Genomic DNA, 15,154 nt, shown 5'->3' on the forward strand with positions numbered 1-15,154 from the left:
TCGGGGAACTGTTCATACCCCCATCCTGCCGACCCCCACCGACATTGAGAGCCCGGAAAACCCAGATCAACCCACGTTGTGGACAACCCGCAAAATACCCCACTGGGGAGGAGGCCATGGAATCTCGCGACCCTCACGCGACCCCCGCAGCACCGCCCCGTCGCCCGCCCCGCGCGAGTGCCTGCGCCGCCGGGTTCGGCGAATACGCGAGGTCGGAGATCGCACGCCGCACCTGGGTCCGCACCCGCGCACTCACCCTCTCGTCGTCGTTGATGACGCGCGACACGGTCGATCTCGAGACTCCGGCCGCCGCAGCGACGTCTTCGATGGTCGGTGTTCGCCCCTGGTCCATGGCCGCCTCCCGCCGAGCGCACGGCACGCCCGCACTCTCACGTCGAACGAGGCGCGGCCGACTCGACATCACCGCCGGAACTCCCTGCGCGCACCCTCTGATCAGTCCACTCGATTTGCATCACCGCGCCACCTGGATGAGGATACCCCTGGGGGTATTATTCCCCTTCGAGGAACGGAGAACCGGAATGCGTCGACCGAGGACCCAGCGTCATAGCGTCCAGAAGCGTGCGGGCCTGCCCGCACGCCGACTCGGGGACCGCTGACATGGCCACGCGGATCATCATCGTCGGCGGCGTCGCCGCCGGTATGTCAGCGGCCACGCGCCTGCGTCGCCTCGACGAGTCGGCAGAGATCGTCGTGTTCGAGCGTGGCCGGCACGTCAGCTTCGCCAACTGCGGCCTGCCCTACCACGTGGGCGGCGTGATCGAGGAGCGCTCCTCCCTGCTGCTGCAGACACCGCAGTCGCTGCGGTCGCGATTCGCTCTCGACGTCCGCACCGAGCAGGACGTCACGGCCATCGACCGCGAGGCGCGCACCGTGACCGCCCGTGATTCCCGCACCGGCACCACGCTCACCGAGGCGTACGACTACCTGATCCTCGCGATGGGCGGCACCCCGCTGCAGACGACGCCGGCCGCCGGCGACGCCCCGCCGGTCGTCACGCTGCGCTCGATCGAGGACGTCGATCGCGTCACCGACGTGCTCGCCTCGCTCCCCGCCGCCACCGCGGCGCGCGCCGTGGTCATGGGCGCCGGATTCATCGGGCTGGAGGCCACCGAGAACCTCGTGCGCCGCGGCCTCGCCGTCACGCTCGTGCAGCGCGGAGCCCACCCGCTCAGCCCACTCGACCCCGAGATGGCCTCCCCCGTCGCCGACGAACTCGCCCGCCACGGCGTGGACCTGCGCACCGGCACGACCGTCACCGGGCTCACCCCGACGGGCGTCACCCTGTCCGACGGTGCCGACATCACCGCACAGCTCGTGATCGACGCGCGCGGCATCGGCCCGGCGGCACACCTCGCGACCGCCGCGGGCCTGCGTCTGGGCCCCTCGGGCGGCATCGCGGTCGACGGCCACCACCGCACCGACGACCCCCGCGTCTTCGCCGTCGGCGACGCGGCGGAGAAGACGGATGCCGTCTCGTCCGAACCCACCCTCGTCACGATGGCGGGCCTGGCGAACCGTCACGGTCGCGCCGCCGCCGACGTCATCGGCTGGGAGACCGGTCACCTCGACGCCCCGCCGGCCGCGGCATCCCCCGCTCTCGGCACCGCGATCGTCGGGCTGTTCGACCTCACGATCGCCCTCGTCGGATGGAGCGAGCAGCGGCTCACCGCCGCGGGGCGCGCGCACCGCGTGATCCACACCCACCCCACCGACCACGCCGGGTACTACCCGGGCGCCGAGCGCATGGCGATGAAGGTCATGGTCGACCCCGACACGGGTCTCATCCTCGGAGCGCAGATCGTCGGCGGCCGCGGCGTCGACAAGCGCATCGACGTGATCGCGACCGCGATGCATGCCAGGCTCCCCGCCGTCGAGCTCGCGCAGCTGGAGCTGGCCTACGCTCCGCAGTACGCCTCCGCGAAGGACCCGCTGAACATGGTCGGCTACATCGCCGACAACCTCGCCAGCGGCGTGACGGACACCCTCCAGTGGCACGAACTGCCGGCCGCGATGGCGGCGGGGGCCACCCTGATCGATGTGCGCTCGCCCCAGGAGTACGAGGGCGGCGCCATCCCCGGGAGCGTCAACATCCCCCTCGACACGCTCCGCGACGGCGTCGACGCGCTGCCGGACGGCGACCTCATCGTGCACTGCCAGGTCGGGCAGCGCGGTCACACCGCCGCGCGCATCCTGGCCCAGTGCGGGCGCCGGGTGCGCAACCTCGACGGCGGCTACCTCACGTGGCAGGCCGGCACGCACGCGACCGAGCGGGTGGGCGAGCCGGCCTCGGCCTGACTCTGCACGCCGCCGTGCGGCGCGTCAGTGCGGCGGCAGCTCCGTCGTGAGCTGCGTCGCCCACGCGGCGGCGCGCTCGAGTTCGCCGTCGAGCAGCGGCCCGCCGTACCCGCTCACGCGGAACGACATCGGCTCGCCGATCAGGTCGAAACCCAGCCTGCTCAACCGCTTCGCCGCCGCGCGCGCGGCCGAGCCCGGCAGGCGCGGCTTGTCGGTGCGCGTGTCGAAGGTCGCCGCACGCGTCGGGGTCGCCGGTCGGTCCAGGTCAGCGAGCCACTCGCGGATGCCGCGCACCGGTGCGCGCGGTGCGCCCTGGTTCGCAACCGCGTCCTGGCGGGTCGTGGCGCGGGTCATCGAGAACGCGTGGGTCGGCCCCCCGACCACCAGCAGATCCACGTCCGTGAAGTCCGGCGGCGCGGCATCCGAAACGACGAGCTCCACCGCCATCGTCGAGGAGAAGCGGTGGCTGATCGCCCGCGCGACCGCCTCGGTGTTGCCCCACAGCGACTCATAGACCACCAGCGCTTGCATGATTCCTCCCGCACACCCGCTGACCCCACGCTACGCCGCATCGGCCGCCGGGGCACCCGCCTCGCGCACGCACCGTGTCGCCGATCCGGCGCCGGGATCCCCCGAACCGCCCCCGCAGCACCGAAAACGGGGCGGAATGGCGACGTTGTGCGCGGCGGGCGCGGGCGCCCGGTGACCGGCTACTGCGCGCGCGGGCGCGGTGCGGGCGGCGGCGGCACTTCCTTCGCGGCCACGATGTCGGCCACCGCGATGCGCTCGATCCCCCGCTTGCCGTCGACGACGACCGTCGTGGCATCCGCGCTCAGCAGCTCGCCCAGCGCGTCGGTGGCCTGGCCGCTCGACAGCAGGTAGCGCACCACGACGCGGCGACCGGGGGCGGGCAGTCTCACCATGAGCCGGGCGCGTAGTCCTTCAGGAACACGCCGAAGAGGTCCTCGCCCGCTTCGCCGCGCACGATCGGGTCGTACACGCGCGCGGCGCCGTCGACGAGGTCGAGGGGGGCGTGGAAGCCCTCCTCCGCGAGGCGCACCTTGGTGGGGTGCGGGCGCTCGTCGGTGATCCAGCCGGTGTCGACGCTCGTCATGAGGATGCCGTCGTTCTCGAACATCTCGCGGGCGCTGGTGCGGGTGAGCATGTTCACGGCGGCCTTGGCCATGTTCGTGTGTGGATGCCCGGGGCCCTTGTACCCGCGACCGAAGACGCCCTCCATGGCGCTGACGTTGACGATGTAGGTGCGCCGCGCCTCGCTCGCCGCGAGCGACGGGCGCAGCTTGGACACCAGCAGGAAGGGCGCCGTCGTGTTCGCCAGCTGCACCTCGAGCATCTCGAGCGGGTCGACCTGCTCCACGCGCTGGGTCCAGGAGTTGATGCCCTCGAGGTCGGGGATGAGCCCACCGGCGTCGATCGCGGTGCCGGCGGCGAGGCGCTCGAGCGAGCTCGACCCCGCCGCCATCGCCTGCTCGGTCAGCTCGTCCGCCCGCGATGCGGCCGCCGCGAGGATGGGGTGCGCGCTCACCGAGCGCTCCAGAGCCTGCGGATGCCGGTCGTTGGTGTGACCGAACGTGATGAGTTCCGGCAGCGGTCCGTCGGGCAGCGGTGCGAGCTCGGCATCCACCAGCGGCTGGTAGGCGCCGGGCGAGCGGCGCACCGTCTGGGTGGCGTTGTTGATGAGGATGTCCAGCGGCCCCGCGGCGGCCACGTCGTCGGCCAGCCCGATCACCTGGGCGGGATCGCGCAGGTCGATGCCGACGATCTTCAGGCGGTGGAGCCACTCGGCGGCATCCGGCAGGCTGCTGAACCGGCGCACCGCGTCGCGCGGGAAGCGGGTCGTGATGGTGGTGTGCGCGCCGTCGCGCAGCAGCCGCAGCGCGATGTACATGCCGATCTTCGCGCGCCCACCGGTGAGCAGCGCGCGTCGGCCGGTGAGGTCGGTGCGCGCGTCGCGCTTGGCGTGGCTCATGGCCGCGCAGGTCGGGCACAGCTGGTGGTAGAACGCGTCGACCACCGTGTACGGCTGCTTGCAGATGTAGCAGCCGCGCGCCTTCAGCAGGGTCCCGGCGGTCGGGGCCGTCGTCGCGGTGGAGATGGGGATGCCGCGCGTCTCGTCGTCGATGCGATCGGGGGCGCCGGTCGCGGTGGCGGCCACCACGGCACGGTCGGCCTCGGCGATCGCGTCGCGGATCTCGCGGCGGCGCACCTTCTTGACGGCTTTGAACATCGCGGCGGTGGCCTGGCGCACGGCGACGTAGTCGGGGTGGCTCTGATCGACCTGATCCATGCTCGCGAGCACCCGGAGGGTGATCTCCAGCTCCGCGGGATCGATGCCACTGGAGGGCAGGGTGGACACGGAGGAAGTCGCAGGGGGCACAAGGGATTCTACGTCGGGCCGCATGGGGGAAACCTGTTACCGTGCCACGGTGACCCCCACCCCCGCCGATCACGCCGCCGTCCGCCGCATCCACGTGTCGGCCGCGGTCATCCTCGACGACGCCGGCCGGCTGCTCGTGGTGCGCAAGACCGGGACGACGGCGTTCATGCAGCCGGGCGGCAAGCCGGAGCCCGGAGAGACGCCGGCCGAGACCCTCAGCCGGGAGCTTGCCGAGGAGATCGGCATCCGCGTCGCGCCCGATCGGCTGCGCTCGCTCGGCGCGTTCGCCGCGCCCGCAGCCAACGAGCCCGGGTTCGAGGTGGTGGCCGACGTCTTCGCCGCCGACATCGGCGCGCAGCAGCCCGAGGCCGCCGCGGAGATCGCGGAGCTGCGGTGGATCACACGCGCCGACGCCGAGCACCTCGAGATCGCCCCGCTCGCCCGCGAGTACTTCCTGCCCGCGTGAGCGCCGGGTAAACACGGCCACCCCTCCTGCGCGTGGTCTGACCACAGCGCTACGCTGAAGCATGGTCAATCGCATGGTGTGGAATCAGATGGCGTACTTCGGTGCCGGCGCGATCGGCGTGATCCCCGAGGAGCTCGGCCGACGCGGCTTCACGAAGGCGTTCATCGTCACCGATCCGGTGCTCGTCGAGGCCGGCATCGTGCAGCGCGTGCTCACCCTGCTCGATGAAGCCGGGTTCCCGTACGAGCTGTACCCCGACGTCGTGCCGAATCCGACGATCCAGAACGTCACCGACGGCGTCGCGGCGTTCGCCGAGGTGGGTGCCGACGTGCTCATCGCGATCGGCGGCGGCTCACCGCAGGACACCTGCAAGGCGATCGGCATCATCACCCGCAATCCCGAGTTCGCCGACGTGCGCTCCCTCGAGGGCGTCGCGCCCACGAAGCACCCGTCCGTCCCGATCATCGCGATCCCCACGACCGCAGGCACCGCGTCGGAGACGACGATCAACTACGTCATCACCGACCCCGAGCGCCGCCGCAAGTTCGTCTGCGTCGACCCGCACGACATCCCGGTCCTGGCGATCGTGGATGCCGAGATGATGGCCGACGCGCCCCGAGCGCTGAAGGTCGCCACCGGGCTCGACGCGCTGACGCACGCGATCGAGGGCTACACCACCGGCGCCGCATGGGAACTGTCGGACATGTTCCACCTGAAGGCCATCGAGCTGATCGCCTCGTCGCTGCGCGCGAGCGTGGACGGCGATCCGCAGGCGGCCGAGCAGATGGCGCTCGCCCAGTACATCGCCGGCATGGGCTACTCCAACGTCGGCCTCGGTCTCGTGCACGCCATGGCGCACCCGCTCGGCGGGTTCTACGCCGCCCCGCACGGGGTGGCCAACGGCATCCTGCTGGCGCCGGTCATGGCGTTCAACGCGCAGGCCACGGGCGAGAAGTTCCGGGCGATCGCGCAGGCGTTCGGCGTGACGGATGCCGCGGGCATGTCGATCGACCGGGCGCGCACAGCGGCCGTGGATGCCGTCGTGCACCTGATCCACGAGCTCGGGAACCCCACGTCGCTGCGCGACGTGGGCGCGAAGGAGGAGGACCTGCCGGCGCTCGCCCAGGCCGCGTACGACGACGTCTGCCGCGGCGGGAACCCCCGCGAGGTCACGGTCGAGCAGATCGAGCAGCTCTACGCGTCGATCTACTGACCGCTGCCGTCGACCGCCGGGGACGCCGCCGGCGCAGGCGGAGCTGCGACGGCCTCCTCCCGGGCACGCCGCCCGAGGGGGATGGTCGTGAGCAGGCCCAAGACGAGCGCGCCCACCGCGACCCAGGCCGCCACCGAGACGCCCTGCGTCAGCGCGTCGCGGGCGGCCGTGGCGATGGGCTCGGTGGCCGGGTTCTCGCTCAGCTTTCCGATGAGGGCGCCGGCGGAGGTGGAGACGGCATCCACGAGCTCCCCCACCTTCGGATCCGCCGCGATCTCGTCGCTCAGGCGCGCTTCGGTGCCGAGGCGCAGGGTCGTGAACAGCGCGGTGCCGAGCACGGCGATACCGAGGGCGGAACCCACCTGGCGCGAGGTGGACTGCACCGAAGAGGCCTGGCCCGACTTCTCCACCGGCACGTCGACGAGGATGAGCTGGGTCAGCTGCGCCGTGGCGAAGCCCACCCCCATGCCGTAGAAGAACAGGGGAACGCCGGTGACCCACAGGGTGGAGTCGGGGCGGATGAGCAGGGCGAGGGCGGCGAGCGAGACGATCTCGAGGATGACGCCCAGACGCACCATCTGCACCGGCGACAGCCGCTTGGACAGCGACTGGATCGACCCGCTCGCGAGGAACGAGCCGACCGCGAGCGGCAGCAGCGCGAGCCCGGCCTCCAGGGCGTTCATGTCCCGGGCGTACTGGAACCACAGCGGCAGCGAGAGGATGAGCCCGAACTCACCGAGCGAGACGGTCAGGGCGGTGATGTTGCCGTTCGCGAAGGTGCCGATGCGGAACAGCGACACGTCGATGAGCACCGACTTCTGAGCGGCCACCCGGCGGCGCTCCCGCCACACCAGGGCCGCGAGCACCAGGATCGACAGCACGAAGATCACCGGGATCACGCTGAACCCGCCGAGGCTGAACGGCGCCGAATCCGTGGCCTCCCACCACCCGTAGGCGCGCCCCTCGATGAGGGCGAACACGAGCAGGCCGAACCCGAGGACCGACGTGCCCACGGCGATCCAGTCGCTGAAACGGCCGGCGTCGCGCTGGCGGGACTCGGGAACGCAGAGCATGACGCCGATGATGACGGCGACACCGAAGGGCAGGTTGATCCAGAAGGCCCAGTGCCACGAGAACGCGCTCGTGAGCCAGCCGCCGAGCACGGGTCCCACCGCGGCCATCGATCCGATCGTGGCTCCCCATACCGCGAACGCGATGCCGCGCTCCTTGCCGCGGAACGTGGCGTTCAGCAGAGCAAGCGTCGTCGGCAGGATCATCGAGCCGCCGACGCCCTGCAGGGCGCGGGCGGCGATGAGCCACGTGCCGTCGGGGGCGAAGGCGCAGAGGATGCTCGAGGCGACGAACACCACGACGCCGATGACGAGCAGCCGGCGGCGACCGAGACGGTCACTCGTCGTGCCCCACACCATCAGCAGCGCGGCGAAGACGAGGGTGTAGACCTCCTGCACCCACTGGATCTGGGTGGTGGTCAGATCGAGCGACTCGACGATGCTGGGCACCGCGACCGAGACGATCGTGGAGTCCATGATGATGAGTGCGACGGCGACGGAGATGGCCGCCAGACCCCACCAGCGGAGGCGGTGGTAACGCTCGGTGTCCTGGTTCACGTCGGGTCACACTACTCCTGCGCACCGCGATACGGCCCTGCCCCAGTGAGGACTCAGGCGGCGCGGGTAGCGTTGCAGGATGAGCAAGGCTGAAGGTTCCTGGTACTGGTCCGAGGAGGGCGTGAACTTCCACACCCGCAAATGGGTGCGCCCGGAGGATCTCAACGCGAACGGCACACTGTTCGGCGGGAGCCTGCTGCGCTGGATCGACGAGGAAGCGGCGATCTACGCGATCCTGCAGCTGGGCAACTACCGCGTGGTGACGAAGTTCATCTCGGAGATCAACTTCGAAGCCTCCGCCCTGCAGGGCGACCTGGTCGAGATGGGGCTGACGGCCACGCACTTCGGCCGCACGTCGCTGACCATGCGGGCCGTCGTGCGCAACATGATCACGCGCCAGCGCATCCTCACGATCGAGAAGATCGTGTTCGTCAGTCTCGACGACGAGGGCAAGCCCAAGCCCCACGGCTTCACCGACATCACCTACGACCGCGACCGGATGCCGCGCGAGCACCCGGGCACCGGCACGGTGAAGCTGCCCACGGCCTGACACCGGGAGCCGGCGAGATCACCCGGGACGGGTGACCACGCCCGGGAGGCCGGAGGTCCAGAATCTCCGCATGACGCGTTCCCGTGAAGCCGCCGCACTGCCCGTGGCCGGCGCGACGCTGACCACGCGGCGCGCCGAGTCCGACGCGGTGTATCTGTCCCTCGGCGCGGGAGCGATCGGCGGCCTCTACGGCCTGCTCGTGGCCCTGCTGGTCCCGGCGCTCGGACTGGGCGGCGACGCGCCGTTCGCACCGTTCGCCGCCGTCGGCAGCGCGATCGTCGCCGCGGTCGCGTCGACGCTGGGCTACTGGCGCGCGCGCGACCGGCCGGGGCAGGAGTGGCGGCGCGAGCTGCCGCCGTGGAAGTACATCGTCAACACCGTCTCGGTGGTGATCGTGCATGCGGTGCTGGCGTTCCTGGCCACCTTCGCGCTGTACCGCGTGCTGGCGGCGGGGTTCATCGGGCTGCCCGTGATCCCGTTCTGGGCGGTCGTGCTGATGGCGGTGACGCTGGGGGTGACGGTGTACATCACCTATCTCTCGGCGGCGCACATGGGCACCCAGCGCATGTCGACGCTGCTCATGGCCTTCGTCGTGATCGGCGTGCTGACTTCGATGGTCACCTCACCCGACCCGCAGTGGTGGCGGGTGCATTTCAGCCACCTCGGCACGTTCGCCGACCCATCGAGCCAGATCTTCAACGGCACGCTCATCGCCGGCGGACTGCTCGTGACGACCTTCGCCGTCTACATCTCCCACGACATGTCCGAGCTGGTGCAGCGCGGCGTGCTCACCAAGACGCGGGCGCCTCGGGTGGTCTCGACGCTCTTCGTCGTCATGGGCATCATGCTCGCCGGCGTCGGGATCTTCCCGTTCCACACCAACCCGGTGCTGCACAACGTGTCCGCCTCCGGCATGGCGGCGATGTACCTCGTGCTGCTGTTCAGCGGTCCGAGCCTGCTGCGCGGGATGCCGCGCACCTATTTCGTCGTGTCGTGGGTGTACGCGGGCGCGACGCTGGCCTCACTGGCGCTGTTCGTCGTGGGGTACTTCTCGCTGACCGCGTTCGAGATCATCGTCTTCGCGCTGGTCTTCGGCTGGATCGCGGTGTTCATCCGGTTCCTGGGGGTCACCAGCCCGTCCTGACGGCCTCACGTGCCGCGCGGGCGCGTCGCCTCCTCCAGCAGCTCCAGCACGTGCCGGTACTCCTTGCCCGTGGCGCGCGTCATTCCGATCTCGCACGTGCGGTTGCACGAGGCGTGGGCCTCGGCGTCGAGAGCCCGCACCTCCGCGGCCTCCGCGGCCGTGGCCGACGCGGTCAGCTCGGGGTGCAGCATGCCCCGGTCACCGGCGAAGCCGCAGCAGCCCCACGCGTCCGGCACCGTCACGGTCGAGGCGACGGCGGCGCCGACCGTCTGCAGCGCGGGGTTCAGCCCCATCTGCGTGGACGAGCATGTGGGATGCAGCACGAGCGACGCCACGATCGGCGCCACCTCGCCGAGCCGGGGCAGCACGACGCGGGCGACGAAGTCGACGGCATCCTCGGTGCGGTAGGCGAGCCCGGCATCGGAGAAGATGTGCGCGAAGCCCTCCGTGCAGCTCGCCCCGTCGCTGACGATGACCAGCTCGCCGTGGTCGGAGGCGTCCCGTACGGCGTCGACGACGCGCCGGGCCATGACGTCGCGGCCGCCGGTGTAGCCCTTGGAGGTCCAGGGCGTCGAGCAGCACAGCGCCTCGATGCCCTCGGGGACGATCACGCGCACGCCCGCCCGCTCCACGAGCCGGGTGAACGCCTCGGTCACCCCGATGCCGTCGCCCGCGGGCCCGAACATGCTGTTGACGCACGCCGGCAGGTACACCGCCAGCGGTGCCTCGTCGCCGCCGCCGAGACAGCCGACCTTCGACCGTCGCTTCGCCCCGCCGCCGGGCAGGTCCGCGGTGTAGCCGGGCATCGTGTCGGTGCCGAGCACCGCCCGCGCCACCGTCGTGACGGCGCCGACGAGCCCGGCCGGCACGACGTCGGCCGCACTCAGCGCGAGGGACCCGGCCCGCGTCACCGGCCCCCAGGCCCGCGCCGCGGTCTTCCAGCCGGCGGCGAGCACGGGGTTCTGCTGCTCGCGGCGCAGTCGCTTGACGAGCGTGCCCGTGTTGATGAGCACGGGGCAGGCGGTGACGCACATGCCGTCGACGGCGCAGGTCTGCACGCCGTCGTAGTCGTAGTCGCGCTCCAGCGCCGCGGCGAGCGCGGTGTCGCCGGCGGCCTCGGCCCGCGCCATCCCGCGGCGCACCACGATGCGCTGCCGGGGGGTGAGGGTGAGGTCCTTCGAGGGGCACACCGGCTCGCAGTAGCCGCACTCGACGCAGCGGTCGACCTCCACTTCGACCGGCTCGGGCAGCTTGATGTCCCGCAGGTGCGCATCGGTGCCGTCGTCGATGATGACGCCGGGGTTGAGGATGCCGGTGGGGTCGCAGAGCCGCTTCAGCTCGCGCATGACGTCGTACAGCTCATCGCCGTACTGACGCCGGACATACGGCGCCATGACGCGCCCGGTGCCGTGCTCGGCTTTCAGGTTGCCGCCGGCATCCAGCACGAGATCGACCATCTCGTCGGTGAAGCCGACGAAGCGCCCCATCGCCGCGTCGCCCTCGAAGCGGTCGGTGAGCATGAAGTGGATGTTGCCGTCCTTCGCGTGCCCGAAGATCACGCTGTCGCGGTAGCCGTACCGCTCGAACAGCTCCTGCAGCGCCTCGCAGGTGGTGGCGAGCGCGGGCACCGGCACGACGACGTCCTCCAGAAGCGCCGTCGTACCGGTGGGCCGGGCGCCGGCCACCGACGTGTAGAGGCCCTTGCGCAGCTTCCACGCCGTGGCGCGGGCGACCGGGTCCGACGAGAACGCCGCGGGGGCGCGCAACGGCGCATCCCCCAGCACCCGCGCTCCCTGCGCGGTGAGGGCGGCCACCTGCTCATCGGTGGCGCCCTGGTACTCCACCAGCAGCGCGGCCTCGGCGGCGACGTCGAACCCGAGGATCTGCGCCGGCGCATCGGCGAACGACTGCCCGACCCGGATGCTGGTGGCATCCATCAGCTCGAGGGTCGCCGCCCCAGTCGCGACGAGGTCGGGCAGGGCGCGGGTGGCGTCGTCGAGCGTCGCGAAGACGGCGAGCGCCGTGGTCGCCTTGGGCTGGATCGGCACGGTGCGGTAGGTGGCCTCGGCGATGAACGCGAGGGTGCCCTCGCTGCCGATCAGCAGATGCGTGAGCACCTGCACCGGTGAGTCGAAGTCGCAGAACGCGTTGACGCCGTAGCCCATCGTGTTCTTCATCGAGAACTGGCGGGCGATGATCGCGACCGACTGCGGGTTCTCGCGCACGCGACGCTGCAGTCGCACGAGGCCCGAGAACAGCTCGGGCTCGCTCGCCCTGAGGCGCGCGTCGGCGTCGGGCGCGGCGGAGTCGACGGTCGTGCCCGACGGCAGCACGAACACGAGCGACTCCAGCGTGCGGTAGGTGTTCTCGGTGATGCCGCAGGCCATGCCGCTGGAGTTGTTCGCCACGACGCCGCCGATCGTGCAGGCCGCCTCGCTCGCGGGGTCGGGCCCGAGCCGGCGCCCGTGGCGCAGCAGCCGCATGTTCACCTGTCGCACGGTCGCTCCCGGCTGCACGCGCACACGCAGACCGCCGTCGAGCACCTCGATGCGGCGGAAGCCCTGGCGCGTGTCGACGAGCAGGTCGTCGCCCGACGACTGTCCCGACAGGCTCGTGCCGCCCGAGCGGAAGGTCACCCGGGAGCCTGCCGCGCTCGCGGCGCGCAGCACCCGCGCCACCTCGGCGGCGTCCTCGGCCACGACGACCGCGTGGGGGGTGAGCAGGAAGTGCGAGGCGTCGCTGGCGTAGGCCACCCGGTCGATCGCCCGGGTCTTGATGCGGGATGCCTCGCCCACCGCCGCGGCGACGGCGTCGGGGACGCGGCCTTCGAGGGCGATGCCGGGGGTGCGAGTGCCGGGGGTGATGGTGCTCACGGTGTCGGCACCATCCACGCCAGCACGGTGGACTGCAGGTAGATGAAGCCGGTGAAGACCACCAGCAGCCCCAGGCTCCACCAGATGAGCTTGCGGAACAGGTCGCCCTCCTTGCCCGCCATCCCGGCGGCGGCCGCGGCGACGGCGAGGTTCTGCGGGGAGAGCATCTTGCCGAGGACGCCCGCCGAGGAGTTGGTGGCGGCCATGAGGATGGGGTCGAGCCCGGCCTTCTCCGCGGCGGTCACCTGGAGCAGTCCGAACAGCGCGTTGGACGACGTGTCGGAGCCGGTGATGGCGACCCCGAGCCAGCCGATCGCCGGGGACAGCAGGGCGAAGAACCCGCCGGTCGCCGCGAGCGCGGCGCCGAGGCTCTGGGTCTGACCGGAGAGGTTCATGACGTAGGCCAGGGCGAGCACCGCCACGACGGTGACGATCGTGAAGCGCAGCTGGTGCAGCGTGTGGCCGTAGGCGACCAGGGCGTCCTTCGGGCGGATGCGATAGGCGAGCGCGACGATGACGCCCGACAGCAGCAGCAGCGTGCCGCCGGTGCCGATCACGTTGAGCGAGAAGGTGGTCGCCACCGGGTCGCCCGCGGCGTTGACGATCTCGAGGCCCGGCCAGGGGAAGACGAGGGTGACGGCGCTGGCCAGGAACTGCTTGACCACGGGGATCTGCGCGATGGAGAACACCACGATGATCACGACGTAGGGCAGGACGGCGTTCCAGGTGAGGTTGCCGCGGGTGCGGGTGGTGGTGTCCACCTTCACCGCCTCGGTGACCTGCAGGCCCGTTCCGGACCCGGTGCGCGTCGGGCCGGTGGCCGCCGCACGCGAGGCGGATGCGGCTCCCGCCTCCCGGTCCTCGGCGTCGAAGACGAGGGTGCTCGACGGCTTCCAGAACCGCAGCATCACCAGCACCGCGATGACGGTGACGACGGAGGCCACGACGTCCGTGATCTCGACGGCGATGAAGTTGGCGGTGACGAACTGCGACGCCGCGAACGCGATGCCGGCGACCACGGCGACCGGCCAGGTCTGTCGGACGCCGCGCACGCCGTCGACGATGAACACCAGGATCAGCGGCACGAAGACGGCGAGGAACGGCGTCTGACGACCGGCCATCTGCGACAGCAGGTGCACGTCGATGCCGGTCACGCCCGACAGCGCGATGATGGGGGCCGCCATCGCCCCGAACGCCACGGGCGCGGTGTTGGCCAGGAGCGAGACGATCGCGGCCTTGAGCGGCTTCATGCCCGCCGCCACCAGCATGGCGATCGAGATCGCGACGGGTGCACCGAAGCCGGCGAGCGATTCCAGCAGCGCGCCGAAGCAGAAGGCGATGAGGATCGCGAGGATGCGCTGGTCGTCGCTGATCGCGCGGATGCGGTCGCCCAGCACCTCGAACCAGCCGGTGACGACGGTGAGCCGGTAGACCCACAGCGCGTTCACGAGGATCCACAGGATCGGGACGATGCCGTACAGAGCCCCCTCGGCCGTCGCGCTGAGCGTCTGCAGCGGCGGCATCCGCCACACCAGCACCGCCAGGACGATCGACAGGACGAGCCCGACCAGGGCCGCCTTCCACGCCTTCACGCGGAAGACGCCGAGCAGCACGAACAGGGTGGCGAGCGGGATGACGGCGACGAGCGCCGAGAGCGCGAGCGACCCGAATACCGGATCAAGGATCTGCTGGAACACGTGGACTCCCCTTCGAGTCGGTTGTGGCGCGCAGCCCATTGCGCGAGTCAGAATTACATTGTTAGACAAGTAGACAGGTTAGTCAAGTACCTATGTCAGACGAGGTAGATATGCTGGATTTCCACCGCATCGCCGGGGAATCGGAGGCAGGAGAAGCATGGTCGCCCGCATCGCCATCGTCTCGGTCATCGACGCCGTGACCGAAGACCTCCGCCGTCGCGTTCTGTCGGGTGAGCTCACCCCGGACACCGCGCTGGGCGAAGTGGAGATCGCCGAGACCTACGACGTCGCGCGACCGACCGCCAAGGCGGCGATCGAGAACCTCGTGCGCGAACGCCTGCTCGAGCGCCGCGCCCACAAGACGGCGCGCGTCGTGCGGCTCACCCCCGACGATGCCCGAGACGTCTATCGCACGCGCGCCGTGATCGAGGCGCAGGTGCTGCGCCTGCTCGCCGCCGAACGACGCGTGCCCCCTGCTGCCCGCCAGGCCAACCGCGAGATCGCCGCGCTGGTCGACGCTTCGCCGCGCGACATCGTCGACCCCGACATGCGCTTCCACCGCAGCCTCGTCGACGCGCTGGGCAGCTCCCGCACGAGCGGCATCTACGACTCCCTCGCCTCCGAGGTCGTCTTCTGCATGTCGCAGGTGCAGGGGGCGTCGCTGCTGCCGACCGAGCTGATCGCCGCCGAGCACGAGCGGATTCTCGAGCTCATCGAGGCCGGCGATGGCGATGCCGCGGCCGACTTGCTCACCGTCCACGTCGGCCGCGCGCGCGAGCGCCTGGCCGAGCGGCTGGGGGGCGTCGCCGGCCCCGAGGCCACAACACCCTCGACCCTCTGACCCGTCGCCTGCGGAATCCGCCATTGAA

General features: G+C 71.1%; 13 protein-coding genes. 6 read left to right on the plus strand and 7 right to left on the minus strand.

Translation table 11 applies throughout. The annotated features are described in order from the left end of the window. Window positions 1-133: 133 nt before the first annotated feature. Window positions 134-421 (minus strand): LacI family DNA-binding transcriptional regulator, encoded by a 288-nt coding sequence (locus ACFVR6_RS14780; protein WP_386964729.1) that lies wholly within the window; start codon window positions 419-421, stop codon window positions 134-136. 197 nt (window positions 422-618) lie between these two features. Here ACFVR6_RS14780 and ACFVR6_RS14785 point away from each other — a divergent pair, with 197 nt between their 5' ends. Then, the gene (locus ACFVR6_RS14785; RefSeq protein WP_386964382.1) at window positions 619-2,316 is read left to right on the plus strand and encodes an FAD-dependent oxidoreductase; all 1,698 of its coding nucleotides are present in this window, start codon (window positions 619-621) and stop codon (window positions 2,314-2,316) included. Between the two features lie 24 nt (window positions 2,317-2,340). On the opposite strand, the gene ACFVR6_RS14790 is transcribed toward ACFVR6_RS14785, so the two are convergent. The 3 genes from ACFVR6_RS14790 to ACFVR6_RS14800 all read right to left on the minus strand — a co-directional run bounded on the left by ACFVR6_RS14790 (window position 2,341) and on the right by ACFVR6_RS14800 (window position 4,738). Beyond that, window positions 2,341-2,847 (minus strand): flavodoxin family protein, encoded by a 507-nt coding sequence (locus tag ACFVR6_RS14790; RefSeq protein ID WP_386964384.1) that lies wholly within the window; start codon window positions 2,845-2,847, stop codon window positions 2,341-2,343. A gap of 179 nt (window positions 2,848-3,026) precedes the next feature. After that, window positions 3,027-3,239: a putative acetyltransferase gene (locus tag ACFVR6_RS14795; RefSeq protein WP_386964386.1), complete on the minus strand. Its 213-nt coding sequence runs from the start codon at window positions 3,237-3,239 to the stop codon at window positions 3,027-3,029. Beyond that, the gene (locus ACFVR6_RS14800) at window positions 3,233-4,738 is read right to left on the minus strand and encodes an SDR family NAD(P)-dependent oxidoreductase (protein WP_386964387.1); all 1,506 of its coding nucleotides are present in this window, start codon (window positions 4,736-4,738) and stop codon (window positions 3,233-3,235) included. The genes ACFVR6_RS14795 and ACFVR6_RS14800 overlap by 7 nt, the downstream gene beginning before the upstream one ends. Between ACFVR6_RS14800 and ACFVR6_RS14805 the strand changes: the two genes are divergently transcribed. Continuing rightward, complete coding sequence (locus ACFVR6_RS14805; protein ID WP_191719366.1) at window positions 4,737-5,180, plus strand: NUDIX hydrolase; 444 nt, start codon at window positions 4,737-4,739, stop codon at window positions 5,178-5,180. The genes ACFVR6_RS14800 and ACFVR6_RS14805 overlap by 2 nt on opposite strands. A 61-nt stretch (window positions 5,181-5,241) precedes the next feature. Continuing rightward, window positions 5,242-6,393: a lactaldehyde reductase gene (gene fucO / locus ACFVR6_RS14810; protein WP_386964390.1), complete on the plus strand. Its 1,152-nt coding sequence runs from the start codon at window positions 5,242-5,244 to the stop codon at window positions 6,391-6,393. On the opposite strand, the gene ACFVR6_RS14815 is transcribed toward fucO, so the two are convergent. Then, window positions 6,387-8,021: an MFS transporter gene (locus ACFVR6_RS14815; RefSeq protein ID WP_386964392.1), complete on the minus strand. Its 1,635-nt coding sequence runs from the start codon at window positions 8,019-8,021 to the stop codon at window positions 6,387-6,389. The genes fucO and ACFVR6_RS14815 overlap by 7 nt on opposite strands. A gap of 79 nt (window positions 8,022-8,100) precedes the next feature. Here ACFVR6_RS14815 and ACFVR6_RS14820 point away from each other — a divergent pair, with 79 nt between their 5' ends. Together ACFVR6_RS14820 and ACFVR6_RS14825 are read left to right on the plus strand one after the other, a co-directional pair. Then, the gene (locus tag ACFVR6_RS14820; protein ID WP_386964394.1) at window positions 8,101-8,571 is read left to right on the plus strand and encodes an acyl-CoA thioesterase; all 471 of its coding nucleotides are present in this window, start codon (window positions 8,101-8,103) and stop codon (window positions 8,569-8,571) included. A 70-nt stretch (window positions 8,572-8,641) separates the two neighbouring features. After that, window positions 8,642-9,715 (plus strand): DUF998 domain-containing protein, encoded by a 1,074-nt coding sequence (locus ACFVR6_RS14825; protein WP_386964396.1) that lies wholly within the window; start codon window positions 8,642-8,644, stop codon window positions 9,713-9,715. Window positions 9,716-9,720: 5 nt separating this feature from the next. On the opposite strand, the gene ACFVR6_RS14830 is transcribed toward ACFVR6_RS14825, so the two are convergent. Continuing rightward, complete coding sequence (locus tag ACFVR6_RS14830) at window positions 9,721-12,606, minus strand: FAD-binding and (Fe-S)-binding domain-containing protein (RefSeq protein WP_386964398.1); 2,886 nt, start codon at window positions 12,604-12,606, stop codon at window positions 9,721-9,723. Further along, window positions 12,585-14,285, minus strand: coding sequence for an L-lactate permease (locus ACFVR6_RS14835; protein ID WP_386964400.1), 1,701 nt, complete (start codon window positions 14,283-14,285; stop codon window positions 12,585-12,587). The genes ACFVR6_RS14830 and ACFVR6_RS14835 overlap by 22 nt, the downstream gene beginning before the upstream one ends. A 157-nt stretch (window positions 14,286-14,442) precedes the next feature. Here ACFVR6_RS14835 and ACFVR6_RS14840 point away from each other — a divergent pair, with 157 nt between their 5' ends. Continuing rightward, complete coding sequence (locus tag ACFVR6_RS14840) at window positions 14,443-15,126, plus strand: GntR family transcriptional regulator (protein WP_386964402.1); 684 nt, start codon at window positions 14,443-14,445, stop codon at window positions 15,124-15,126. Window positions 15,127-15,154 lie beyond the last annotated feature (28 nt).

Source organism: Microbacterium sp. NPDC058021, from assembly GCF_042885955.1.
GTDB lineage: Bacteria > Actinomycetota > Actinomycetes > Actinomycetales > Microbacteriaceae > Microbacterium.